The following is a 22,727-nucleotide window of genomic DNA, read 5'->3' as shown; positions in this document are numbered from 1 at the left end:
CGCTGGCGGCGATGGTTGATCACGACGCCGCGGGCCACGCGGGCGCAGAGCAGGAGGCGCAGTCGACGCAGGCGGACTTCGACCGACCCAGCATCGCCCGCATCTACGACTACCACCTCGGCGGCAACGCGAACTTCGCCGTCGACCGCGCAGCCGGCGACGAACTGGAACGGATCTTTCCCGACCAGCTCGCCTACTGCCGCCACAACCGCGCCTTCCTCGGCCGCGCGGTGCACACCCTGGCCACCGAGCACGGCGTGGACCAGATTTCACCCGCCCCGTGGCGATCCTCGCGCTGGGCATCCTCGACATCATCCCCGAGCCGGACGGGGCCGGGCTGATCGCGCACTACCGCGACGCCTGCCCCAGCGGCAGCGCGCTCGCCGTCTCCAACGGTGCGCAGCTGAGCAGGTCCACGGCGGATGTCGAAGGCGCCCGCGAGGTGTTCGCTCAAACCTCCACGCCACAGCTGCGGGTGCGCACCCGCGAGCAGGTGGCCGCGCTGTTGCCGGGCTACGAGTTGCTCGAGCCCGGCGTGGTTCCCACCGCCGCGTGGCGGCCGGAACAGCCCATCAGCGAGGCAGAAGCCGCCCGGTCCAACGCCCGCGCCGCCGTCGGCATGCTGTCCCGCCCACGAACGTGGAAGTAGGCCACGTTCTGCGCGCAGCGACGATGCCACTCGCGACGCCGCTCGTCGTCGCCGTCTTGACCGCTGCCCTCCGCTTCTCGAACGCGGCAGCGCGACGAGCGGGAGCGCCGGGTTGAACGCAGCGCCAGCGGGAACCCTCGTGGTAGAACGGACGTGCTGCATCGATCAACCCCTCGAAGGAGATACGCATGCGGAGCATCACCCTGGGCAAAACGGGGCTGGAGGTCTCCCGGATCGCTTTCGGCACCTGGCAGCTCGGCGGCGAATGGGGGTCCTTCGACGAAGAAGGCGCGATCACCGCCATCCGCCACGCCCGGGAACTCGGGGTCAACTTCTTCGACACCGCCCAGGCCTACGGCTTCGGCAAGTCCGAGGAAGTGCTGGCCAAGGCACTGCGCGAGGAGCTCGACCGCAACCGCGACGAGCTGGCCATCGCCACCAAGGGCGGGGTCAACCCCGGCGGTGAGCGCCCGCGCGACGCGCGCCGCGCCTTCCTGCGCCAAGGTGTGGAATCCAGCCTGCGCGCGCTGAAGCTCGACCACATCGACCTCTACCAGGTGCACTGGCCGGACGAGCAGACCCCGGCCGAGGAGACCGCCGCGGCCCTGCAGGAACTCGTCGACGAGGGCAAGATCCGCCACGTCGGAGTGTCCAACTACACCGCCGCGCAGATGGCCGAGTTCGACCGCACGCGCCCGGTGGAGACGCTGCAACCGCCGTACCACCTGTTCCGCCGCGGCATCGAGCAGGAGGTCCTGCCCTACACCCGTGAACACGAGATCGGCGTGCTGGTCTACAGCCCGCTGGCAAGCGGGCTGCTGACCGGACGGATGACCACCGACACCACCTTCGAGGATTCGGACTGGCGCGCCCAGTCCTCGGCGTTCAAGGGCGAGACCCTGCAGCGCAACCTCGCGGTGGTCGACCGGCTCTCCGAGTTCGCCGCCGCCCGCGGCCACTCCGTCAGCCAGTTGGCCATCGCCTGGGTGTTGGCCCAGCAGGGCGTGCACGCGGCGATCGTGGGTGCGCGCAGCGCCCGCAACATCGAGAACAGCCTCGCGGCCGCCGAAATCGACCTCAGCGCCGAGGACCTGACCGAGATCGAACGGCTGACCGCCGATGCGGTCTCCATCGAAGGTGCCGCGCCCGAGGGCGTGGTCTGACACCGCCGGCACCGACGGCCCGGGCCTGCGCGCCCGAGGCAGGTCCGGGCGGTCAACCGTCTTTGCGGGCCACGACGGCGAAACCGGGGAAGTCCTCGCCGACCGCTGCCGAGTCCTGCTCGGGGCGCCACAGCGGCACGCGCACCAGTCCCGGATCCATCGGCGTGAAACCGGTCAGCAGCGGTTCGATCTCGTCCCGTTCGCGCAACACCACCGGCCGGGCAGTGGACTGGTAGATCTTGGTGAACTGCTCGACCTCCTCCGGCGGCAATCCGGAGCGGCTCATGTGCGACAGGGCCAGGTAGCTGCCGGCGACCATGCGCTCCCGGTAGTGCGCGAGCACGTCGCCGAGGCGGCGTTCGTCCGGCACGAAGTGCAGCACGGCCGAGACCAGCAACGCCACCGGCCGGTTCCAGTCGAGGTAGGCCGAAGCGCCGTCGAGGACCCTGCCCACATCGCACATGTCCGCCCGCACCACTCCGGCCAGCGGGTTGCCGGCGAGCATCCGGGAAGCGTGCGCCGTGGCGACCGGGTCGATGTCGACGTAGACGATGCGGCAGCTCGGCTCGTCGCGCTGGGCGATCTCGTGGACGTTGCCGACCGTCGGCACCCCGGAGCCGAGGTCGAGGAACTGCCGCACGCCCCGCGCCACGAGGTAGCGCACGGCCCGACCGAGCCACGCGCGGTTGACCTGCGCGCCGATCTCGGTGAACGGCATGGTGGCGATGGCGCGTTCGGCGGCCTGCCGGTCGACCTCGAAGTTGTGCGCACCGCCGAGGTAGTAGTCGTACATCCGAGCGGGGCTCGGCTGGTTGAAGTCGATGTCGTCGGGTACCCACGAACCGGACACGGACGCCTCCCACGTTTGACCGTTGCCGACACACCGTATCGAGCGCGGCACGGCGCGAGAACGCGACCGGCACCGATCCCTGCCGCAGATCGCGGCTCGCGGCGCGCTGCCGCACTCGCCGCGAGCGACGAGAATGGTGCCGCACCCGAGCAACCGCAGGAGAAGCAGGTGGTCATGCGCGTCCTTCGTGATCTGTTCGCTCTGATCGCGCGAATAGGCATCGGCGTGGTGCTCATCGCGCACGGCTGGCAGAAGTTCGCCGAGTGGGGCATCGCGGGCACTGCGCAGAGCTTCCGCGGGATGGGCGTTCCCCTCCCCACCGTGTCCGCCTGGTTCGCTGCCCTCGTGGAGCTGGTCGGCGGGGTGCTGCTCATCCTCGGCCTGCTGCTGCCGCTGGTGGGCATCGCGGTGGCGGTGGACATGGCCGGGGCCGCGCTGTTCGTGCACGCCGGGCAGGGGCTGTTCGTGCCGGACGGGATCGAGCTGGTCCTCGTCCTCGGTGTGGCCGCCCTGGCGCTCGGGTTCGGCGGGGGCCGGTTGTCGCTGGACCACGGCCTGTTCGGCCGCCGCAGCACGCGTGCCGCCGAGCAGGTGCGAGCCGACGCGGCGGGCCGCCGGCCGCCGCGGGCGGACTCGTAGCCGACCGCGCCCGATTCAACACCGCGCGATGACGAGCGGGCGGTCTCGATCCGTGGCAAGGTCGGGACGCTCCGTCCACCGTGCGCGCCGGGAGAAGAACGTGGTCGATCAGGCCGAGACCGCCGAGAGCCACTCCCGGGGCCCGTCGCTGGCGCGGGCGAGCAGCGCGATGGCGGTGGCCACCGCCACCAGCCGCGTCAGCGGCCTCGTCGCGAAGGTGCTGCTGGCGACCGTGCTGGGCATCGGCGTGGTGCACGACTCCTACACCGTCGCCAACACCCTGCCGACCGTCGTCAACGAACTGGTGCTCGGCGGTGTGCTGACCAGCATCGCCGTGCCGCTGCTGGTGCGCGCCCAGCGCGACGGCGAGCGCGCCGGCGAGGCCTACGCGCAGTGGATGATCACCATGGCTGCGGTGGTCCTGCTGGTGGCGACCGTGCTGGCGGTGCTGCTCGCCCCGGCGCTGACGCAGCTGTACCTGGGCACCGACAGCCGTGCGAACTCGGCCCTGACCACGGCGTTCGCGTACCTGCTGCTGCCGGGCATCGTCTTCTACGGTCTGTCGGCGCTGCTGCAGGCCGTGCTCAACACCCGCGGTGTGTTCGCCGCACCGGCCTGGGCGCCGGTGGCCAACAACGTCATGCTGCTGCTGACGATGGCGGCCTACTTGGCCGTGCCGGGTGCGATCTCGACGAACCCGGTGCAGATGGGCGAGCCGAAGCTGCTGGTGCTCGGGCTGGGCACGATGAGCGGCATCGCCGTGCAGTGCTCGATCATGGCGGTGGCGCTGCGCCGCACCGGTTTCCGCTACCGGTGGCGTTGGGGCTGGGACCACCGGCTGGCCGAGTTCGGCGCGCTCGGCGGATGGGTGCTGGCCTACACCGCGGTCAGCCAGCTCGGCATGATCGCGGTGATCCGCGTGGCCGCGCACGGCACCCCGGGCAGCGTGACGACGTTCAACTACGCGTGGCTGCTGTCGCAGGTGCCCTACGGGGTGCTGGGGGTCTCGCTGCTGACCGCGCTCATGCCGCGGATCAGCCGGGCCGCGGCCAATCGGGACGTGCCCGGGTTCGTCGCCGACCTGTCCTTGGGCACGCGGATGAGTTCGCTGCTGCTGGTGCCGATCAGCGGGCTGATGGTCGTGGCCGGTCCGGCGATCGGCGTCGCGTTCTTCTCGCTCGGCGCCAGCGGGGTGGCCGCAGCCGATCGGCTGGGCATGGCGCTGGCCGCGGCGGCACTGGGCATCGCCCCGTACGCGGTGACCATGCTGCAGATGCGCGCGTTCTACGCGCTCAAGGACGCGCGCACGCCCACGTGGATCAACCTCGTCAGCGTGATCGTGCGGGCGGGGCTGTGCGCGGCGTGCCTGGTGCTGCTGCCACCGGAGGACGTGGTCATCGGCGCGGCGGCGGCGATGTCGGTGAGCTTTCTGTGTTCGGCGGTGCTCGGCCAGGTGTGGTTGCGCCGGCGAATGGGTGGGATGCGCACTGCGGGGATCGTGCCGAGCCTGGCGCGCACGACGGGGGTGACCGTGGTGGCCTGCGCGGCTTCGCTCGGCGTGATGGCCGCACTGGGACCGGCTACCGCGGCCCTCGGGGCGATTCCGACCGCGTGGGTGTCGCTGGCCACGCACACGCTCGTCGTCGGTGCGGTGGCGCTGGGTTTGCTCGCGCTGCTGCGGGCGCCGGAGCTGGGGCCGGTGCTGCAGCGGGTGCGGTCGGTGCTCGGCCGCGGCGGGCAGTAGCGCCGGGGGCCGGTTCACTTGCGCTGCCGCGATGTTCGACCGCTGCGGGCCGGTTCACTTGCGCTGCCGCGCGGGCCGGTTCATCCGCTCGTGGCGCAGCGCGCCGATCTCCGCTGGCTCTTCGATCGGTTCGAGCGGCTCGCCGAGGGCCCATTCCAGCAGCAGATCGGCCAGCGCCGGGTTGCGCGCGAGCACGGGCCCGTGCAGGTACGTGCACACGACGTGCCCCTGCACCGCGCCTTCGCTCGTCCCGTCGCCGTTGCCGATACCCCTGGTGAGCCTGCCGAGGGGCTGGGCGGCCGGGCCCAGGTCCGTGCGGCCGAGGTGGTTTTCGAAACCGGTGAGCGTGCCGACGCCGGGCAGCGTGCAGTCGGTGGTGATCTCGCCGATGGACCGGCGCGTGCCGGGTTCGGTGCTGGCATCGACGAGGCCGAGACCTTCGTGCCGCATGCCGTCGCCGGTGACGAAGCTGGTGCCGAGCACTTGGAACCCACCGCAGATGCCGAGCACCGGCACCCCGCGCTCGGCGGCGTGGCGCACCCCGGGACCGCGGGTGAGCACGCGCACCGCGGCGACCTGCGCCACGTCCTCTCCCCCGCCGAGCAGGTACAGGTCGCACTGGCCGGGCACTTCGGCTGCCGAGGAGTGCACGGTGACGGTTTCGGCGGTGATGCCGCGCCAGGCCAGCCGCTGGGTGAGCACCAGCACGTTGCCCCGGTCGCCGTAGGTGCCGAGCAGGTCCGGCAGAACGAAGGCGATGCGCACGGTCATGCGGCCCCCTTGTGCGCGAGCAGATCGCGGAACGCGGTGTAGTTGGCGACCACGTCCGGCTCGTCACCGGGCATGGCGGCCAGCGCCTGGTGCGGTCCGTCGGCGACGCTGCAGGCCACGCCCGCGTAGCGCAACCGCACGGCCACGTCGTAGGCGCGTTCACCGCTGACCCACACCGTTCGGCCGGCCAGCAGGCCGAAGTCGACGTCCCACAGCCACGACACGTCGTGCCCGTCGGCTTCCCTGCTGTTGACCACCAGCAGCAGCGGCCGGTCGTTCTCGGTGACGAGGTGCAGCATCTCCAGCCAGCTGGCCGGGTTCTTCGCCAGCAGCAGCCGCACGCGACGACCGGCCAGCCGCACGACGCTGTAGCGGCCACTGGCCTGGTGCATGGTGCGGATGCGGCCCAGCATGGCGTCTTCGCCGCCGCCGAGCTCGGCTCCCGCGGCCAGGGCGAAGGTGGCGTTGACGCGGTTGACGTAGCCGGGCAGCCGCAGGTCGAGGGCGTGCTCGGTCCCGCTGGGGTCGACGACGCCGCGGTCGGTCACTGTCCAGTCGGCTTCCGGTCGGCGCAGTCCGCACACGCATTCCCACTGCCGGTCGAGCTCGCCGAGGAACGTGCCGCAGCGGGGGCAGTTCCACGCGTCGTCGCGCCAGTGCACTCCGGCGGCGACCCAGGTGACCGCTTCGTGTTCGGCCACGGCCAGCACGATGTTCGGATCGTCGCGGTTGGCGACGACCCGCGTGCTCGGCACGCGTTCGAGCGCGCGGCGCAGGCTGGCGGCAACGGTGCGGACCTCGCCGACGCGGTCGAGCTGGTCGCGGCTGAGGTTGAGCAGCACGATCACCGCGGGTTCGATCTGCTCGGTCACCCGCGCCAGGTGCAGTTCGTCCACTTCCAGCGCGGCGAACGGGGCGCGGCGGTTGCTCATCAGGGCGGTGACGTGCCCGTCGAGCATGTTCGCCCCGGTGGCGTTGCTGACGGCGGGTGCCAGCGAGCGCAGCGCCTCGGCGGTGAGCTGCGTGGTGGTGGTCTTGCCGTTGGTTCCGGTGATCATGACCAGGCGTCGTGCGAGGCTCAACCGCCGCAGCAGGTCGGGTTGCACCCTCAACGCCACGCGGCCGCCGATCATGCCACCGCTGCCGGAACGGGTCAGGCGGGACAGCAGCGCTGCGGCACGCCCGAGTTGGACGGCGAGGGCGGTGCGCGGGTCGGTGCGGCGGCGCGCCGGGACGACGCGCCATTCGCGGTGCTCGGGAGCCTGTTCGGGCGGCCTCGACGGGGCCGGTGTTGATGGTTCGGAGGGTGGTGCGGGGTGCGGCACGGCCTGCTCGTCCTGCCGCGCGGCCTCTCCCCGGGCACCGGTGCCGAGTGCGCCGCGTGAGGCCCGGTCCCGCGCTCGGTCTGTCATTCGAGGTCCCCCTCGGGCAGCCGTCCCCATTGCACTGCTGCGACCGGCGGGCCGGGACATGAAAGGCACCGCGGACGTTCGGGAGGTCGCATTGCGGTCAGTGTGGCTCGACACGCGCGTGCTGGCCCGCCGATCACGCGGCCACGATGCACCGCGAAGCCGGACACAATGCCCTGAGCAGGGATTTCGCAGGTTTCCGGCGGATCAGGCGAGCAGTGTCACATTGCGATGTTGGCTATCGCGGATGAGGCGCGTGCGCCGGGCGAATGGATGCGCGCGAGCTGGGACACCCCCGCGGAAGGAAGCGCTGCGCGGCCGCTTTGGCGGGCGATCAGCGTGCTCGTGCCGGAACCTCGGTGGGCGACGGCGCGCGTGATGGGGGAACCGGGCTTTGTTGAGGAGAGGGAACCGTGGTGGAACTGGTGCTGGTGCTGGCCGCGTTCGTGCTGGCAGCACTCGGCTGGACGCTGTGGGACGTGCTGTCGGCGTGGCGGCGGCCGCGGTTATGAAGCACCGCGGACGACGCGGCCCTCGGGAACGCGGAGGGGGGAACGCAGAGCCCGGGGACCCCGCCGGAGAGAGGCAGGCGGGGTCCCCGGGAAACACCCGGTGCGCTGTGCACCGGTGGTTCGTGCTCGTCCCGGTGATCAGACGGCCAGCTGCTGGCCCGGCACGATCAGGTTCGGGTCGTCGAGCACCTGGCGGTTCTGCTCGAACAGACCTTCCCAGCTCACGCCGTACTGCTTGGCGATGCTGCCGAGGGTGTCGCCCTTCTGGACGGTGTAGTCCTCACCGCCGGTGCTCTGCTGGGCGGGCTGTTCGGCAGGCGCGGACTGGGCCTCGGACTCCGAGGTTTCGGTCTGGCCCTCGGCCGCGGCCTGATCCTCGGTTCCGCCGCCGGAGCCGGAGGACACTTCCTGGTTCTCCAGGCCGCCGTCGGCGGTGAGGCCGGCTTCCTGGCCGCACGAGGGCCAGGCTCCCGGACCCTGCTCCTGCAGCACCCGCTCGGCCACCGCGATCTGCTGTTCGCGAGTGGCGTCGGCGGCGTTCGACGCGTACTCGGTGCCGCCGAAGCCCTCCCACGTGGACTCGTTGAACTGCAGGCCGCCGTAGTAGCCGTTACCGGTGTTGATGCTCCAGTCGCCGCCGCTCTCGCACTCCGCCACGGCGTCCCAGGTCTCCTCCGAAGCCGCGTTCGCAGGCAGGGTCAGGGCGAACGGCGCGGCCACGGCGGCACCGGTCAGGGCGACACGCGCGATGTTGCGAGTAGTGCGATTGTTCGGCATGGTCTCTTCTCCCAGTGGCGCCTGCGAGCGCGGCCCGCCCCTGCCCCATTTCACGATCTCGGGGGTCGGAAATCCGCCGGCAGGGTTCGGCGCTGCGAATTCCCGGATCTTTGCTCGTGGCCGGCTCGGGGAATACCGACCAGGCATCACGCTACGGAGTGAGCCGGGACGAACCAAAATCCTCAGCGAGTGGCTCTCGTCATAGAAACGCACGCCCCACCGCTCACGATCGATCTTATTTACCCTGGGCACAAAGCGACGAAAAAGATCGCGACCAAACAAACTCGATCTTGGGAAGTGTGAACCACACCACCACAGCTGTTCCTTTTCGCATCACGCAGCGCGCCAAGGCGCACGCGCACTGTGGAAACGGGCACAACAGGCGCGTTCGGACCATCAATCTCAGCACGGGTGCAGCCGTTCCGTGATCGTGCCGTGATCGACGACTTGTTCGTGTTCTTTCACCATTAACTGAAACGACGAACAGAGTTGAGGTGCAGTCCAGCGGGGAGCTCGGTTTGACCAACGCCGACGCGCGAAAGCCCGCCGGGCGACCCGGCGGGCTTTTCGATGCGCGGATGGTGAGCCGACTGCTGCGAGCGCGGGAATTACGAGCTCGTCGAAGCTGCCGCATCTCCGCTCGTCTGCGCGGGCGCGGACGTCTGCGCGGGGGCACCGCTGCCGTCCGCCCCCTCCTCGTCCTCGCGGGGACCGGCGTCCTGGGCCGGGGCGTGCTTGGGCAACCACAGCCACGCCACTGCCGCGGCCACGAGGATCAGCCCGGCACCGACGAGATGGGCCACGTGCAGCCCGTCCATCCAGGCGTGCATGACCCGGTCGGCCAGGGACAACCCCTGCTGGCCGAGTTGCTGCGCCACGGCCAGCCCGCCCGGCAGTGACTCGCTGGCCAGCTCCTGCAACCGCTGCGGCAGCCCGGCCACCGCTTCGCCCAAGTGGGCGGCGTAGCTGCTGCCGAGCACGCTGCCGAGCACGGCCACGCCCAGTGAGGCGCCCACCTCCCGGGTGACGTCGTTGGTGGCCGAGCCCATGCCGGCGCGGTGCCGCGGCACGTTGGCCATGAGCTGGTCGGTGGCCGGGGCCATGGCCACTGACATGCCCAGCGAGGTCAACGCCAGGCCGGCCAGGAAGTGCGGATATCCGGAGTCCACGCCCAGCGTGCTCAGCACCGCCATGCCCGCGGCCGCCAGCACCATGCCCGAGGCGATCGTGGTGCGCGGGCCGAAGCGGCGCACGATCTTCGGCACCTGCGGGGCGATGATGACCATGACCACGCTCATCGGCAGCATCGACGCCGAAGCGATCAGCGGCGAGTAACCGAAGACGAGGATCAACGTCTGGCTCAGCGCGAAGAACACCCCGACCATCGCGAAGAACACCAGCGTCAACGCCACCGCCGCGGCGGAGAAGCCGGTGTTGCGGAACAACGAGATGTCCAGCATCGGGTCGGACACCCGGCGTTCCCAGAGCACGAACAGCGCCACGAGCACGAGGCCGACGGCCACGAGGATCCACGTCAACGGCGCGGCCCAACCGGTTTCCTGGGCCTGGATCAACGCGTAGACGACCAGGGTGATGCCTGCGGTGGACAGGACCGCGCCCAGGACATCGACCCCGCCCAGCGTGGCGTCACGACTGCCCTGGTGCTTGGGCACGTAGGGGATGCCGGCGAGCACGCCGAGGACCACGACGGGGATGTTGATGGCGAACACGGCGTGCCAGGTCGACACTTCCAGCAGCAGCCCGGCGATGACGGGCCCGAGCGCGGTGCCGCCGCCGGAGACGGCCGCCCACATGCTCACCGCCTTGGTCCGCTCGTGGCTGGGGAACACGCTGGTGAGGATCGACAGCGTCACGGGCATGATCATGGCGGCGCCGAGCCCGAGCACACCGCGGGCGGTGATCATCTCCGCGCTGCTGTCGACGAACAGCCACACGTAGGCCGAGGCGAGGCCGAAGACCACCATGCCCGCCTGCAGCATCCCCTTGCGGCCGTAGCGGTCGGCCAGCGCGGAGGTCGTGAACAGCAGTCCGGCGAACACCAGCGCGTAGGCGTTGTTGAACCACTGCTGCTGGGCCATGGACGCCCGCAGGTCCTGCGCCAGGTACGGCAGCGCAACACCCAGGGACGTGTTGGCGAGCATGGTCGCCGACAGGGCGAGGCACAGCACGAGCAGGGTGATCCAGCGGTGGCGGTAGGCCTGCAGGTCGATGCCTTCGGCCAGTGCGGCGCGCTCACCGGCGTCGCGCGCCGCCGCTTCACTCGCGCTCGACGTGCCCATCCCGGATCCGATGGACAAAGTACCTCCCTCTGCGGTCGCTTGCTCCCCCAGATTATGTCATGACTGACATCTGTCACTCATGACGCTTACCACCATTGACCCCTGCCCGCCGATTCACGAAGCTGGAGGCATGACGACCGCGTCCCCGACCGGCCGGGGGTCCGGCGCCGGGGCGGCACCGGGCGGAGCGGCCGGTGCCGCGAAACCGCCCGCAACTGCGAGCGCTGCCGCCGACCCTCCCGCACCCGAGAGCCCGACCGACGGGGCACCCGCAACCGAGGAGCCCGCCCCGGACCTTCCCGAGGACCGCCGTCACCGGCGCACCCTGCGCACCCGGCAGGCCATCGAGAGCGCAGCGCTGCGGCTGTTCCAGCAGCAGGGCTTCGAGGCGACCACGGTCGAGCAGATCGCCGAGGAAGCCGACATCGCTTCGCGCACGTTCTTCCGCCACTTCCCCAGCAAGGACGCCGTGCTCTTCGGCGACTCCGCGCGGGAAGCCGAGCAGATGCGGCAGGTGCTGGCCACCCGTCCCGCCGACGAGCACCCGCTGCGTTCGCTGACGATGGCACTGCTCGACGCCGCCGAACGCATGGAGTCCGACCGGGAACGCCACCTGATGCGCGCCCGGCTGTTCACCGAGCTGGAAGGCAACCGCGACTACGAGAAGCACCTCATCCGCCAGCAGTGGGTGCAGGACTACACCGACCTCGTCGCCGAACGCCTCGGCACCGACGTCAACGACCCGCGCGCCGGGGCGTGGGCGCTCATGCTCGCCGGTTCGTTCGGCTCGGCCGTGCACGCCTGGCTGCTGTCCACCGACGGCGCCCCGCTGCGCGAGATCCTGCAACGGCTGCTCGCCGACACCGGCACCGGACTCCTCGAAGCCACGGCCGAGCCCTGAAGCCGCGACCTCCTTTTTCTGGGCTCATTCCAGAGAGCACAATTTTCATGAAAATTGAGCGCCGTCCCCACACGATCGGCCGATCATCCGTCCCCACCCGATCGGCGGTGCATCAGCATCCGCCCGTCAGCGGTGAGGTGTTCGCGCACCCGACCGAAGAACGCGGTCAGCACCCGGTAGTTCTCGTCGGTGATCGCTGCCTCCGCCGGCTCCGCGCAGCCCACCCGCCGGCCCGGGTCAGCGCACGCGGATCGGCGCCGCGTCGCCGGCGGGAACGAGTTCACCGATGACCGGCGCGCCCGGGATCTCACCGGCGATGAGCAGACCGCCGGAGGTCTGCGCGTCCGCCAGCAGCAGCGCCTCGTCCTCGGCCACCCCCGCGAGGTCGCAGTGCGGTCGCACCCAGTCGAGGTTGCGGCGCGTGCCGCCGCTGACGTGACCGTCCGCCAGCGCCTGCCGCGCACCGTCGACGTAGGGCACCGCGGAGGAGTCGAGCACCGCGCCCACCCCGCTGCCCCGCGCGAGTTTGAGCAGGTGGCCGAGCAGGCCGAACCCGGTCACGTCGGTCGCGCACCGCACTCCCGCCGCCACCGCGTCCTGCGAAGCCCGGTCGTTGAGCGTGGTCATCCACGCCACCGCCTCGTCCGAGACCTGGCCGGTGGCCTTGTGCCGCGCGTTCAGCACGCCGAGGCCGAGCGGTTTGGACAGCGACAGCGGCAAGCCCGCCCGTCCGGCGTCGTTGCGCAGCAACTCCTCGGGCCGGGCCGTGCCGGTGACCGCCATGCCGTACTTGGGTTCCGGATCGTCGACGCTGTGCCCGCCGGCCAGGGGGCAGCCGGCCTCGGCGGCGACGGCCGCACCACCGGACAGAGCTGCACGCGCCACCTCGGTCGGCAACGTGTCCCGCGGCCAGCACAGCAGGTTCACCGCCAGCAGCGGGCGCGCCCCCATGGCGTACACATCGGACAGCGCGTTCGCCGCTGCGATGCACCCCCAGTCGTAGGGGTCGTCGACGACGGGGGTGAAGAAGTCCACGGTGCTCACCAGGGCGCGGTCCGCGTCGAAGCGCACCGCCGCGGCGTCGTCGCCGCTGTCGAGGCCGACGAGCATGTCACCGGCCCACGGCGCGTCGAGGCCGGCGACCATGTCCTGCAGTTCCCCCGGCGGGATCTTGCATGCGCAGCCGCCGCCGTGCGCGTACCGGGTGAGCCGGAGCCGTTCCGCCGTTTCCGTCATGCCGCGACGGTAAGACCGCATCGCCGCCGCGGTCTGGCGACACGCCTCACCCGTGCCGGTCGGGGCCCGCGCGGGTGAGGTCGATGCGGACGAGCACGCGCTGCTGTTCGCGCATCGCCGCGCGGTAGGCGTCCCAGTCCTCGTGCTCACCGTTGATCGTGCGGTAGTAGTCCACCAACCCCTCGAGCGCGTCCGGCAGGCCGAGGACGTCGGCGCGGCCGTCGACCTGCACCCACGAGCCGAAGAACGCCTCGGTGAACGCGCACAGCGCCACCTGCGGATCGCGGCGCATGTTGTGCGTCTTCGTCGCGGTCTCGCGGGTGCTGATGAGGGCGCGGCCGCCGTCGTCAACGGCGACCAGCACCGGGGACAGTTGCGGCGAGCCGTCGCGGTGGCGGGTCATCAGCACCGCGCGGTGGTGCTGCCGCAGGAAGTCGCGCGCTTTCCCGAGCTCCATGGCCGCCATCATCGCGTGCGCTCAGGCCGCTGTCGATTCGCCGATGCCGGCGGCGGCACCCGCCGCGTCAACCCAGCTCGGCGAGCACGCGCTGCACGATCCGGCCGGTGCTCAGGCCGTAGCGGTCGTGCAGCGTGGGCAGCGCGCCGGCGCCGAGGAACTCGTCGGGCAGGCCGATCTGCGCGAGCCCCCGCGCGCGGTTGTTCGTGACCAGTGCGCTGGCCACCGACTCGCCCAGCCCGCCGACGATCGTGTGGTTCTCGAGCGTGACCAGCAGCCGGTCGCTGTCGGCCACCCGCAGCAGGGTGGGCACGTCGAGCGGTTTGATCGTCGGGCAGTGCACCACGGAGACGTCGACGGCGTGCTCGGCGAGCTCCTCCGCGGCCGACAGCGCGCGCATCGTCATCAGCCCGCTGGAGACGAGCACGACGTCGCGGCCGGAGCGCAGTTCGGCGGCCTTGCCCAGCTCGAAGCGGTAATCGTACTCGTCGAGCACCGCGGGCACCTTGCCGCGCAGCAGCCGCAGGTACGTCGGTCCGTCCACTTCGGCCAGTTGTGGAACGGCCTGCTCGATGTCCACCGAGTCGCACGGGTCCACAACGGTCAGCCCCGGGACGCCGCGGAGGATCGCGATGTCCTCGGTCGCCTGGTGACTGGGACCGTATCCGGTGGTCAACCCCGGAAGTCCCGCGACGATGTTCACGTTCAGGCCGGGTTCGGCGATGTCCAAGCACAGCCAGTCGTAGGCGCGCCGGGTGGCGAACACCGAGTACGTCGAGGCGAACGGCACCAACCCGGTTTCGGCCATGCCTGCCGCCGCGCCGAACAGCAGCTGCTCGGCCATGCCCATCTGGTAGAAGCGGTCGGGGTGGTTCTCGGCGAACACGTGCATGTCGGTGTACTTGCCGAGGTCGGCGGTCATGCCGAGGACGTCGGCGCGCTCGTCCCCCAGGCGCGACAGGGCGCGGCCGAACGGCGCGGTGGTGGTGCGTTGTCCTTCATCGGCGAAAGATGCGATCATCGCCGAGGTCGTGAGTCGCTTCGTCGTCATCGTGCGCTCCCGTCCAGTTGCTCGCGGGCGATCTGCCACTCGTGCTCGTCCACGCGCATGAAGTGCGCGCGCTCCCGGTTCTCCAGCAGGGGAACGCCCCTGCCGATCCTCGTGTCGCACAGCAGCACGCGCGGATGCTCGTCGGCGATGCCGCGCAGCGCCTCCAGCCCGCGCAGCAGCGCGAACACGTCGTTGCCGTCGATGCGCAGGGCGTGCCAGCCGAACGACTCCCACTTGTCGACCAGCGGGTCGGCCGACAGCACCGAGGCGGTCGAACCGTCGGCCTGCAACGCGTTCAGGTCGACCAGGGCGATGAGGTTGCCGAGCCCGTGGTGGGCTGCTCCCATGGCCGCCTCCCACGTGGCGCCCTCGTTGAGCTCACCGTCGGAGAGGAAGTCGTAGACGAGCGCGTCGTTGCCCTGGTGCCGCAGGCCGAGGGCCATGCCCACGGCGACGGGCAGGCCGTGCCCGAGCGATCCACCGGATATCTCCACACCGGGCGTGTAGGAGGCCATGCTGGACATGGGCAGTCGGCTCTCGTCGGTGGCGTAGGTGTCGAGTTCGGACACGTCGAGCACGCCGGCCTCGGCCAGCGCGGCGTACTGCGCGATGGCGTAGTGGCCGATGGACAGCAGGAACCGGTCCCGCTGCGGCCAGCGCGGGTCCGCGGGGCGGTACCGCAGCTGGTCGCAGTAGACAGCGGCGAGCAGGTCGGACACGCCGAGCGCTTGCCCGACGTAGCCCTGCCCCTGGGCCTCGCCCATGTCGATGATGTGGTGCCGCATCCGGTGCGCGAACGCGGCCACGGCTTCCCGCCGCTGCGGCGAGGGCTCGATGGCCGCGCACGCCGCGGACGCGGGGCTGGTTGATCGTTGCGTCATGGGCACTCGCTCCGTTCGTTCCTCGTTCGAACCCGGTGGCTGTGGTTGCGGTAGCCGGTGGCTGCGGTGTCGCTGCGCCGGGCTCAGACGGCCAGGCTCAGCCCCAGCACCACGGCCAGACCGATGACCGACATGATCGACTGGGACAGCGTGTAGATCTGGAAGGCGCCGCGTGTGGACAGTCCGAGCAGGGCGCGGAACATCCAGAAGGTGTTGTCGCTGACGTGCCCGCCGAAGCTCGCGCCGGCCGCGGCGGCGAGCAGCACGAGCACGGGCGCGGCGTCCACACCGCCCAGCACGGGCGCGAGCAGGGTGGCCGCGGTGATCGCGGCGACCGATCCGGATCCCTGGGCCAGGCGCAGCAGTGCGGCCACGAGCCACGCCAGCAGCAGCGGGGAGGCCGAACTGGACTGGAACAGGCCGGAGATGATGTCGCCGATGCCGGTGCGGCTGATCACCTCGCCGAGCGAGCCGGCAACACCGGTGAACAGCAGGATCGTGCCGCTGGTCGCGGCCCCCTTGCCCAGCGCCCGTTCCAGGGCTTCCCGCGAGAGCATCACCACGGTCACCGCGCAGGCGAGCAGCAGCCCCAGCAGCAGCGCCACGACGGGATCGGACAGGAACCCCACGACCCCGTTCTGCACACCGGCGGTTTCGGCGATCGTGCCGGCAACGATCAGCGCCAGCGGCACGAGCACCGGCAGCAGCGTCACCGCCAGCGGCAGTTGCCGGCGCGGTGTTTCGGCTTCGGCCACGGCCATGCCGTCCATGCCGTCGTCGAGCGGGGCTTCGTCCCTGTCCGGCTGCCAGGTCCGCTGCATGAGCTTGCCGTGCAGGAAGATGCCGCCGATGATGGCGACGATGCCGACGGGGATGCCGAACAGCAGCATCGTGCCCAGCGGCACGCCCAGCGCTCCGGCTCCTGCCAGGGCCGCGGCCCCGGGCAGCACCATGAGCAGGCCGACTTCGAGTCCGATGGCCAAGGCCCCGCCCACCTTGGCGATGCTGACGCCGGTGCGAGCGGCCACGGATTTGGCGATCGGCGCGAGCATCACCAGCGCGACGTCGAAGTAGATCGCCGGGAAAGCGATGCCGGAGGTCAGCCCGAGCACGTAAGGCGACTTCCGCGCCCCGCACACGCGGAGGAGCAGCTCGACGATGCGCTGCAGAGCGCCCGTGGTCGACAGCAGCGACCCGAGCAGCACGCCGAACCCGATGATGAGCCCGACTTCCGCCATGAGATCGCCGAATCCCTCGGAGACCGCTGCGGTGGTCTGCTCGAAGCCGAGTCCGGTGGCCAGGCCGAGATACAGCGCTCCCAGCACCAGGATGACCACCGGGTTGATGCGTGCCACCACGATCAGCAGCACGATGCCGAGCACCGCGATCGCGGTGTGCATCAGGACGAGCGAATCGGACATACCCGTGTCTTTCCGTCGACCTCGTTGTCGAGGGGTGGATGCGGCGGCAACTGGCGCGCCCGGCGGCGAGGGCGGAAGGGCCCGAGGGCCGGCTGGCGCAGACCTTCGCGTCCGGGCGGGGACCGGTCAGTGGATGTGCGAGCCGCCGTTGATGTCGAACGTGGCACCGGTGATGTAACCGATCCCCTCACCCGCCAGATAGGTGATCATGCCGGCGACGTCGGCGGTGCGGCCGTTGCGCCCGACGGGAACGCCGGCGACGAGCTCCTCCTTGCGCTCGCCGCTGAGCAGACCACCGGTGATGTCGGTATCGATCAGCCCCGGAGCCACGGCGTTGACGACGACGCCGTGTTCGCCGACCTCGCGGGCCAGCGCCCGGGTGAGACCGAGGACGGCGGCCTTGGCCGCGGAGTAGTGCGTGCCGCCGAAGACGCCACCACCGCGCTGGGCGCTGACCGAGGAGACGTTGACGATGCGACCGTAACCGCGGTCGATGAGACCGGGCAGCACGCGCCGGGTCACCTGGTAGGTGCCGGTGACGTTGACTTCGAAGACGAGGTCCCATTCGGCGCGGTCGATGTCGAGGAACTTCGTCGGGCGGGTGATGCCCGCGTTGTTGACCAGCACGTCGATGGCGGGCAGTTCGGAGGTCTCCACCGCGGTGACGGCCCGGTCGACCGAGTCGCCGTCGGTGACGTCGGCGGTGACGCCCAACGTGGGCACGTCGTGCTCATCGGCGACGACGGCGGCGGTGCGTTTCGCAGCGGTCTCGTCGATGTCGAGCACGGCGACGGCGAATCCGGCGGCGGCGAGCTGCCTGGCGGTTTCACGTCCGATGCCGCGTTCGGAGCCGGCGCCGGTGATGACGGCGGTCCGCTGAGCGCTGTCGGTCATTGGGACTCCTTCGGTCGGTGGCGGTCTTCCCGTTGAGCCGCCGGATTCATCGCTGAGCGGGGTGCGTTCACGCGGGCAGCAGGGCGGCGATCGTGTCGCGGGCCTTCGCGGCGGCCGTGGAGCGCTCGTGCTCCGCCACGTCGTGGGTTTCGAGTTCGAGCACGTAGCGGCCGGTGTAGCCGTGCTCGGTCAGCGCGTCGAGCACACCGGCGAAGTCAGCGCGTCCGCGGCCGATGCTGACGTTGATGTCGCCGGGTGCGGCATCGCGCAGGTGCACGTGCGCGACGCGTTCGGCGAGTTCGCGTGCCAGGGCGACTTCGTCGATGCCGCCGGCGACGACGTGGCTGACGTCGTAGACGAGGCCGGCCACCTCTGCGGGCACGCGCTGCAGCAGCCCGCGCAGCCGCGCGGCGGTGTGGCAGAAGCGGTGGTGGTGCAGCCCTTCCACAAGCAGGCGCACCCCGCTCTCGGCTGCGAGGGCGCCGAGCAGCCGCAGTCGCTCCGCGGTGCGGGCGAGGTCGGTGGCCTCGTCGGTGAAGGGCTCGTGCGAGGCGGCACCGCACGGCACGATCATCGCGGTGTCCAGCCGCGCGGCGAGGCGCACCAGGTCATGGCCGCTGCGAGTGAGCTCGTCCGCGGACAGGTCGGGATCGTTGAGCGGGCCCGGATCGACGTTGATGGCCCAGACGTCGAGGCCTGCGGCGTCGACCGCCTCGGCCAACCGTTCGGCGTGCGGACCCGCCGGGGTTGGAACGTGGTCGCACACACCGGGCAGGCCGCCGAGGTCGATGCCGGTGAACCCGAGGCCGGCGATCTCGGCCAGTGCGTCCGGTAACGCTTGGTTGCGGAACGTGATGCTCGAACATCCCAGTTCGTTCATCGTCGGTCACCTCGCACCCGGTTCGCCGTTGTTGGGTGCCGCACAGTGAAGCTTAGTCACTTGTTGACTGTCAACAGACAACTGGCATCCGGCAACCGCGGATCGATTAGACTGGGCGGGCACTTCCGTCAGAGCGAAAGGCGAGCAACCGGTGTCCCTGGACGTACCAGCCCTGAGCGGCGTCGATCGCAACACGCTGCGCGAGCAGAGCCTGCACAAGCTGCGGGAAGCGATCAGCAGCGGTCAGCTCGCCCCCGGAACCCGCCTCATCGAGACCGAGCTCAGCGAGGCCCTGTCCGTCTCCCGCGGCACGTTGCGCGAGGCACTGCGCCACCTCGTCCAGGAAGGGCTCGTCGTCTCCGACGAACGGGGGCGGCTGCTGGTCCGGGCGCTGACCATCTCCGAGGTGCGCGACATCTTCGCCGTGCGGCGCTCGCTCGAGACGCTCGCCGTGGAGACGCTGTGCGACCTGCACGACCGCACCGGCGTCGTGCGATCACTGCGGGAATCGCTGGACGAGCTGCGCAACACCGAGCAGGACCTCGCCGCGCTCGTCGAAGCCGACCTCGGTTTCCACCGCCAACTGTGCGCGTTGACCGGAAACGGGACGCTGGTGCAGTCGTGGCTGCACATCTCCGGGCTGACCCGGGCCACGATCAGCCGCTCGGGGCAGAAACTGGCGTTGCGCAACATCGACTGGCAACGGCACGTGCCGATCGTCGACGCCATCGAAGCCGGCGATGCGGACCGCGCCCGCGAGGTGGTGCGCGCCCACATGCAGGAAACCACCGAGCGGATCGTCGCCGTGCTCGACGCGTGAGGGCCACCGGACTCGACGCGTGAGGGCCACCGGGCCAGGTCGCCGCCGCGCCGCGTTCGGCGGATCCGCGCAGCAGCGCGCTGAGCTCGGGGAGCGACTGGCCCGGGCACGGGGTGGCACCAACCGCTCCCCACCGGGAACCGCTGCCGTCAGTTCCGGTTCCGGCGGTGGTGCAGCCACAGCGCCGCCCCGCCAAGGGCCAGCAACGACCGCGGCACGCGCGAGCGGTTCGAGTGCGGAGCTTGCTGCTCGTCCCGGTTGAGCGTGAAGTCCCGGCTGGACAGATCGCGCATGAGCGTGCGCAACTGCTCCGGCACGGCATCGAGGTCGAGCATCGCCTCCGTGGCGGCCCGGGCCAAGCGCGTCGTCGAGAACTGCTCACGCACCAGTGCGGACATGATGCTCTTCATATGTTCGTGGAACACGCCGGTGATGGACAGTTCCGGGGCGAGGCACCGCACCGACCCCTCGATGTTGGCGAACGCTTTGCCGAGCACGGAGATCACCGGATTCGTCTTGATTCCGCGCTTCGTCGACTGCTCGAGCACGCTGGTCAGCGTCACGCCGAAGTCCAGCTCCGACAGCGAGGCCGAGGCGATTTTCGGCGTCAGCCTGGCCATGTCCGACACGAATGCCGGCACGTCCGCCCAGGGCGTGGCATAGCCCAGTTCGATCCACGACTTGGCCAGGCCTTGGCCGTCGTTCTCGGCGAGGTTGAGCAGCACCAGCATGATCATCAGGCTCGTGCGTCGGTCGAACCTGCCGACCATGCCCCAGTCGATGAGCGAGGCCGGTGCGCCCGGCTGCACGAAGATGTTCCCCGGGTGCGGATCGGCGTGGAACATCCTGTTCACGAAGAAGCCGTGATAGGCGAACGCCAGCAGATCTTCACCGATGGCGGTACGCTCCGCCACCGACATCGCCGAGCGGTCGACCGCGCGGATCGACTGGCCCGGCGCCAGCGTCTGCACGAGCACGCGCTGACTCGCCCACACGACCTCCGGCACGGACAGGCTGCGGAAGTCCCGCACGGCGCGCCGAGCTTCGTCCATGTGCCGCGCCTCGACGGTGAAATCGAGTTCCGGGCGCATCGCGTCGAACAGCACCCCGAGCATCGCCTCGATGTCCACCACGGAGTGAAATCGCGGAGCACAGCGTCCGAGGAACCGCGCGGCTCGCCGCATCATCCGCATGTCCTCGAGCACCGTGCTGCGGATGCCCGGGCGTTGGATCTTGATCACCGCGGAGCGGCCGTCCCGCAGGGTCGCGCCGTAGACCTGGGCCAAGGACGCGACGCCGAGCGGTTCGAGCAGTTCGACGTGCTGGAAGCGCTCTTTCCAGTCGGAGCCCAGTTCGTCTTCGAGCACGGGCTCGAAGTTGCTGAACGGTGCGGCCGTGACGCGGTCGTGCAGCTTCTCCAACTCGCCGATGACAGCTGGCGGGACGATGTCGGGACGCGTGGACAGCATCTGCCCGAGCTTGATGTAGAACGGGCCGAGCCGTTCCAGCCCGCGCCGCACGTCCCGGGCGCGCAGCTGTTCCCGCGCCGCCTCCGATGCCTCCTCAGCGGTGCGGGCGCCGAACGCCCGGGTCACTTCGTCCCTGAACAGCCCGGAGAGGACCTCGGCTACGAGCTTGAGCCGTTGTGCGCCCAAGACAGCCCCGTCCGGTTCGCAGTGGTCAAGATTTCTTCCCGTTGCCGGTGGCGGCCTTGCTGGCCGCCTCGCCCACCTTGCCCGCTTGCCCGGCGGCATCACCGACGCCGGGGACGTTCTGCAGCGCCTGCACCAGCGAGTTGACCGTCTCGGTCAGTTCGGCGACCTGCTTGGGCAGCGTGGCCACCGCGGTGGCGCTGTCGGCGGCACCGGCCACGGCACCGGCAGCGCCGCTCGCCCCGCCGACCAACTCCCCGGCCGCGGCCGGCCCGGAAGCCGCGGCGCCGCCGATGTCTTCGCGGTCGAGGAGCTCGTCGAAGGCCTGCTTGGCGTCATCGGCGACGTTGCCGACGAAGTCCTTCAACGTGTCTTTCGTACCCATGTCACTGACCTGCCCTTCTCTCTTCGGCCACCACAGTGGACACTTCGTTCGCCGGATCACCGCGCGCGGTCGGTGCTTTTGCCCGCGAGTTCACCCAGGGCCGCGCGCGCCCACACCGGCACCGCCGGCGCGTCCAGTGCCCGCAGCGCCCGTTCGCGCCGCGCGGCGATGAGCTGTTCGACTTCCGCTTCCGCACCGGTCTCCCGGATGACCGCGCGCAGCCGGTCGGCTCCCCCGGCGTCCAGCCGGGTGCTGCCGTGCAGTTCCCGGATCACCGCGCGCTGCTGTTCGTCGGCGCGCTGCCAGGTCAGCCGCATCAGCACCGTCCACTTGCCCGCGCGCAGGTCGTCCTCGGCGGACTTGCCGGTCGTCGCGGAACGTCCGAAGACTCCGAGCAGGTCGTCGCGCAGCTGGAAGGCCTCCCCGAGCGGGTTGCCGTACTCCGCGCAGCACTCGAGCACCGTGCCCTCCGCTCCCGCCAGCAGCGCGCCCAGCTGGAGGGGCCGGGTGACGGTGTAGGCGGCGGTTTTGTGCCGCACGACCCGCCAGGCGTCGTCGAGGGCGTCACCGGCGGCTCCGATGTCCAGGTCCAGGTACTGGCCGGCCATGATCTCGGTGCGCATCGTGTTGATGAGCGAACGCGCGGCGTGCAGCCGTTCCGGCGGCACACCCGAGGCGTGCAGCAGTTCGTCCGACCACACCATGCAGAGGTCGCCGAGCAGGATCGCTGCGCTCACGCCGAAGTGCTCGGCGGAAGGGCCGTCCGGAGCGCGCCGGGCGAGGACGCGGTGGACGGTGGGCTGTCCGCGTCGCGCGTCCGAGGAGTCCATCACGTCGTCGTGGATGAGCGCGAAGGCGTGGAACAGTTCCAGGGCGGCACCGATGCGCACCGCGGCGGAGTCGTCGAGGTCCCCGCCGCCCGCCGCCCAACCGCACGCGCAGAACAGCGGGCGCAGCCGTTTGCCCCCGGTGATGAAGTCCCGCACGACCTCGACCAGCGGGGGTATGCACGCATCCGGCGCCTCGTGCGCCTGGATGTCCAGGAACCGCGCGAGTTCGTCATCGACGTCGCGACGCAGCCGCTGCAGCAGCGCCTCCACCGAGGCACCGCTGAGCGCCTCGGTCGCAGGAACCGAATGCAGCGTCTTCCCGGACATGTGCCCTCCGATTCGTACGCGCTCCTGCCGGCTCCGCGATCCGGCAGCGGACGGGAATTGCGGTAAACGCACCGCGCATGGCGGCACCCTCGTTGATCAACAGCTACCCTAGCAACGGATCCCCGCTTTTCAACACGCCCATTCGTGAGTCATTCCTCCACTCCCGTTCACACGATCA

Annotated in this window: 22 protein-coding genes; 7 read left to right on the top strand and 15 right to left on the bottom strand. The window is 70.7% G+C overall.

Translation table 11 applies throughout. From position 1 onward, the window contains the following. Positions 1 to 11: 11 nt before the first annotated feature. The 3 genes from ACVGV2_RS09175 (at position 12) to ACVGV2_RS09165 (ending at position 1,812) form a co-directional block, all read left to right on the top strand. A complete protein-coding gene (locus tag ACVGV2_RS09175; protein ID WP_459165624.1) occupies positions 12 to 341 on the top strand; it encodes an SAM-dependent methyltransferase in 330 nt (109 codons plus the stop codon). Continuing rightward, positions 281 to 649: an SAM-dependent methyltransferase gene (locus tag ACVGV2_RS09170; RefSeq protein WP_459165623.1), complete on the top strand. Its 369-nt coding sequence runs from the start codon at positions 281 to 283 to the stop codon at positions 647 to 649. The genes ACVGV2_RS09175 and ACVGV2_RS09170 overlap by 61 nt, the downstream gene beginning before the upstream one ends. 188 nt (positions 650 to 837) lie before the next feature. Beyond that, the gene (locus ACVGV2_RS09165; protein WP_459165622.1) at positions 838 to 1,812 is read left to right on the top strand and encodes an aldo/keto reductase; all 975 of its coding nucleotides are present in this window, start codon (positions 838 to 840) and stop codon (positions 1,810 to 1,812) included. A 52-nt stretch (positions 1,813 to 1,864) separates the two neighbouring features. Here ACVGV2_RS09165 and ACVGV2_RS09160 read toward each other — a convergent pair whose 3' ends face one another. Next, complete coding sequence (locus ACVGV2_RS09160) at positions 1,865 to 2,662, bottom strand: SAM-dependent methyltransferase (RefSeq protein ID WP_459165621.1); 798 nt, start codon at positions 2,660 to 2,662, stop codon at positions 1,865 to 1,867. 174 nt (positions 2,663 to 2,836) lie between these two features. On the opposite strand from ACVGV2_RS09160, the gene ACVGV2_RS09155 reads away from it, so the two are divergent. Next, entirely contained in the window at positions 2,837 to 3,301 is a 465-nt protein-coding gene (locus tag ACVGV2_RS09155) for a DoxX family protein (protein ID WP_459165620.1), read from the top strand. Positions 3,302 to 3,401: 100 nt separating this feature from the next. Next, positions 3,402 to 5,045 (top strand): murein biosynthesis integral membrane protein MurJ, encoded by a 1,644-nt coding sequence (gene murJ, locus ACVGV2_RS09150; RefSeq protein WP_459165619.1) that lies wholly within the window; start codon positions 3,402 to 3,404, stop codon positions 5,043 to 5,045. Between the two features lie 54 nt (positions 5,046 to 5,099). Here murJ and ACVGV2_RS09145 read toward each other — a convergent pair whose 3' ends face one another. The 4 genes from ACVGV2_RS09145 to ACVGV2_RS09130 all read right to left on the bottom strand — a co-directional run bounded on the left by ACVGV2_RS09145 (position 5,100) and on the right by ACVGV2_RS09130 (position 10,832). Beyond that, positions 5,100 to 5,816: a type 1 glutamine amidotransferase gene (locus ACVGV2_RS09145; RefSeq protein ID WP_459165618.1), complete on the bottom strand. Its 717-nt coding sequence runs from the start codon at positions 5,814 to 5,816 to the stop codon at positions 5,100 to 5,102. Further along, a complete protein-coding gene (locus ACVGV2_RS09140) occupies positions 5,813 to 7,228 on the bottom strand; it encodes a DUF1727 domain-containing protein (protein WP_459165617.1) in 1,416 nt (471 codons plus the stop codon). The genes ACVGV2_RS09145 and ACVGV2_RS09140 overlap by 4 nt, the downstream gene beginning before the upstream one ends. Positions 7,229 to 7,875: 647 nt before the next feature. Continuing rightward, positions 7,876 to 8,514: a transglycosylase family protein gene (locus ACVGV2_RS09135; RefSeq protein ID WP_459165616.1), complete on the bottom strand. Its 639-nt coding sequence runs from the start codon at positions 8,512 to 8,514 to the stop codon at positions 7,876 to 7,878. Between the two features lie 608 nt (positions 8,515 to 9,122). Next, positions 9,123 to 10,832 carry an MFS transporter gene (locus ACVGV2_RS09130; protein WP_459165615.1) on the bottom strand — a complete coding sequence of 570 codons (1,710 nt, stop codon included), beginning with the start codon at positions 10,830 to 10,832 and terminating at the stop codon, positions 9,123 to 9,125. 112 nt (positions 10,833 to 10,944) lie between these two features. Between ACVGV2_RS09130 and ACVGV2_RS09125 the strand changes: the two genes are divergently transcribed. After that, positions 10,945 to 11,715, top strand: a complete 771-nt coding sequence (locus tag ACVGV2_RS09125; protein ID WP_459165614.1) for a TetR/AcrR family transcriptional regulator — start codon at positions 10,945 to 10,947, stop codon at positions 11,713 to 11,715. Positions 11,716 to 11,952: 237 nt separating this feature from the next. Here the strand turns inward: ACVGV2_RS09125 and selD are convergent, their stop codons facing one another. The 7 genes from selD to ACVGV2_RS09090 all read right to left on the bottom strand — a co-directional run bounded on the left by selD (position 11,953) and on the right by ACVGV2_RS09090 (position 18,535). Further along, positions 11,953 to 12,951 carry a selenide, water dikinase SelD gene (selD, locus tag ACVGV2_RS09120; protein WP_459165613.1) on the bottom strand — a complete coding sequence of 333 codons (999 nt, stop codon included), beginning with the start codon at positions 12,949 to 12,951 and terminating at the stop codon, positions 11,953 to 11,955. Between the two features lie 46 nt (positions 12,952 to 12,997). Further along, positions 12,998 to 13,408, bottom strand: coding sequence for a PPOX class F420-dependent oxidoreductase (locus ACVGV2_RS09115; protein ID WP_459165612.1), 411 nt, complete (start codon positions 13,406 to 13,408; stop codon positions 12,998 to 13,000). Positions 13,409 to 13,475: 67 nt separating this feature from the next. Beyond that, the gene (locus ACVGV2_RS09110) at positions 13,476 to 14,459 is read right to left on the bottom strand and encodes a transketolase family protein (protein ID WP_459165611.1); all 984 of its coding nucleotides are present in this window, start codon (positions 14,457 to 14,459) and stop codon (positions 13,476 to 13,478) included. After that, positions 14,456 to 15,244, bottom strand: coding sequence for a transketolase (locus ACVGV2_RS09105; RefSeq protein WP_459165933.1), 789 nt, complete (start codon positions 15,242 to 15,244; stop codon positions 14,456 to 14,458). The genes ACVGV2_RS09110 and ACVGV2_RS09105 overlap by 4 nt, the downstream gene beginning before the upstream one ends. 179 nt (positions 15,245 to 15,423) lie before the next feature. Then, positions 15,424 to 16,761 carry a GntP family permease gene (locus ACVGV2_RS09100; RefSeq protein ID WP_459165610.1) on the bottom strand — a complete coding sequence of 446 codons (1,338 nt, stop codon included), beginning with the start codon at positions 16,759 to 16,761 and terminating at the stop codon, positions 15,424 to 15,426. A 126-nt stretch (positions 16,762 to 16,887) separates the two neighbouring features. Beyond that, positions 16,888 to 17,655, bottom strand: coding sequence for an SDR family NAD(P)-dependent oxidoreductase (locus ACVGV2_RS09095; RefSeq protein WP_459165609.1), 768 nt, complete (start codon positions 17,653 to 17,655; stop codon positions 16,888 to 16,890). Positions 17,656 to 17,722: 67 nt separating this feature from the next. Further along, a complete protein-coding gene (locus ACVGV2_RS09090; protein WP_459165608.1) occupies positions 17,723 to 18,535 on the bottom strand; it encodes a sugar phosphate isomerase/epimerase family protein in 813 nt (270 codons plus the stop codon). Positions 18,536 to 18,686: 151 nt separating this feature from the next. On the opposite strand from ACVGV2_RS09090, the gene ACVGV2_RS09085 reads away from it, so the two are divergent. Continuing rightward, positions 18,687 to 19,355 (top strand): GntR family transcriptional regulator, encoded by a 669-nt coding sequence (locus tag ACVGV2_RS09085; protein ID WP_459165607.1) that lies wholly within the window; start codon positions 18,687 to 18,689, stop codon positions 19,353 to 19,355. 149 nt (positions 19,356 to 19,504) lie between these two features. On the opposite strand, the gene ACVGV2_RS09080 is transcribed toward ACVGV2_RS09085, so the two are convergent. The 3 genes from ACVGV2_RS09080 to ACVGV2_RS09070 are packed head-to-tail and all read right to left on the bottom strand — an operon-like array spanning position 19,505 to position 22,549. After that, positions 19,505 to 21,010 (bottom strand): ABC1 kinase family protein, encoded by a 1,506-nt coding sequence (locus ACVGV2_RS09080; protein WP_459165606.1) that lies wholly within the window; start codon positions 21,008 to 21,010, stop codon positions 19,505 to 19,507. A 25-nt stretch (positions 21,011 to 21,035) separates the two neighbouring features. Further along, a complete protein-coding gene (locus ACVGV2_RS09075; RefSeq protein WP_459165605.1) occupies positions 21,036 to 21,392 on the bottom strand; it encodes a hypothetical protein in 357 nt (118 codons plus the stop codon). 56 nt (positions 21,393 to 21,448) lie between these two features. Next, positions 21,449 to 22,549, bottom strand: a complete 1,101-nt coding sequence (locus tag ACVGV2_RS09070) for a polyprenyl synthetase family protein (protein WP_459165604.1) — start codon at positions 22,547 to 22,549, stop codon at positions 21,449 to 21,451. Between the last annotated feature and the right edge of the window lie 178 nt (positions 22,550 to 22,727).

The organism is Bounagaea algeriensis, from assembly GCF_054491375.1.
This window is presented reverse-complemented; position numbering and strand designations above follow the sequence as displayed.

Coding starts and splice junctions, on each gene's coding strand:
- ACVGV2_RS09070 (WP_459165604.1), bottom strand. CDS start 22,549: ATGTCCGGGAAGACGCTGCATTCGGTTCCTGCGACCGAGGCGCTCAGC.
- ACVGV2_RS09155 (WP_459165620.1), top strand. CDS start 2,837: ATGCGCGTCCTTCGTGATCTGTTCGCTCTGATCGCGCGAATAGGCATC.
- ACVGV2_RS09125 (WP_459165614.1), top strand. CDS start 10,945: ATGACGACCGCGTCCCCGACCGGCCGGGGGTCCGGCGCCGGGGCGGCA.
- ACVGV2_RS09140 (WP_459165617.1), bottom strand. CDS start 7,228: ATGACAGACCGAGCGCGGGACCGGGCCTCACGCGGCGCACTCGGCACC.
- ACVGV2_RS09165 (WP_459165622.1), top strand. CDS start 838: ATGCGGAGCATCACCCTGGGCAAAACGGGGCTGGAGGTCTCCCGGATC.
- ACVGV2_RS09090 (WP_459165608.1), bottom strand. CDS start 18,535: ATGAACGAACTGGGATGTTCGAGCATCACGTTCCGCAACCAAGCGTTA.
- ACVGV2_RS09145 (WP_459165618.1), bottom strand. CDS start 5,816: ATGACCGTGCGCATCGCCTTCGTTCTGCCGGACCTGCTCGGCACCTAC.
- ACVGV2_RS09110 (WP_459165611.1), bottom strand. CDS start 14,459: ATGACGACGAAGCGACTCACGACCTCGGCGATGATCGCATCTTTCGCC.
- selD (WP_459165613.1), bottom strand. CDS start 12,951: ATGACGGAAACGGCGGAACGGCTCCGGCTCACCCGGTACGCGCACGGC.
- ACVGV2_RS09175 (WP_459165624.1), top strand. CDS start 12: ATGGTTGATCACGACGCCGCGGGCCACGCGGGCGCAGAGCAGGAGGCG.
- ACVGV2_RS09100 (WP_459165610.1), bottom strand. CDS start 16,761: ATGTCCGATTCGCTCGTCCTGATGCACACCGCGATCGCGGTGCTCGGC.
- ACVGV2_RS09115 (WP_459165612.1), bottom strand. CDS start 13,408: ATGGAGCTCGGGAAAGCGCGCGACTTCCTGCGGCAGCACCACCGCGCG.
- ACVGV2_RS09135 (WP_459165616.1), bottom strand. CDS start 8,514: ATGCCGAACAATCGCACTACTCGCAACATCGCGCGTGTCGCCCTGACC.
- ACVGV2_RS09095 (WP_459165609.1), bottom strand. CDS start 17,655: ATGACCGACAGCGCTCAGCGGACCGCCGTCATCACCGGCGCCGGCTCC.
- ACVGV2_RS09105 (WP_459165933.1), bottom strand. CDS start 15,244: ATGCGGCACCACATCATCGACATGGGCGAGGCCCAGGGGCAGGGCTAC.
- ACVGV2_RS09075 (WP_459165605.1), bottom strand. CDS start 21,392: ATGGGTACGAAAGACACGTTGAAGGACTTCGTCGGCAACGTCGCCGAT.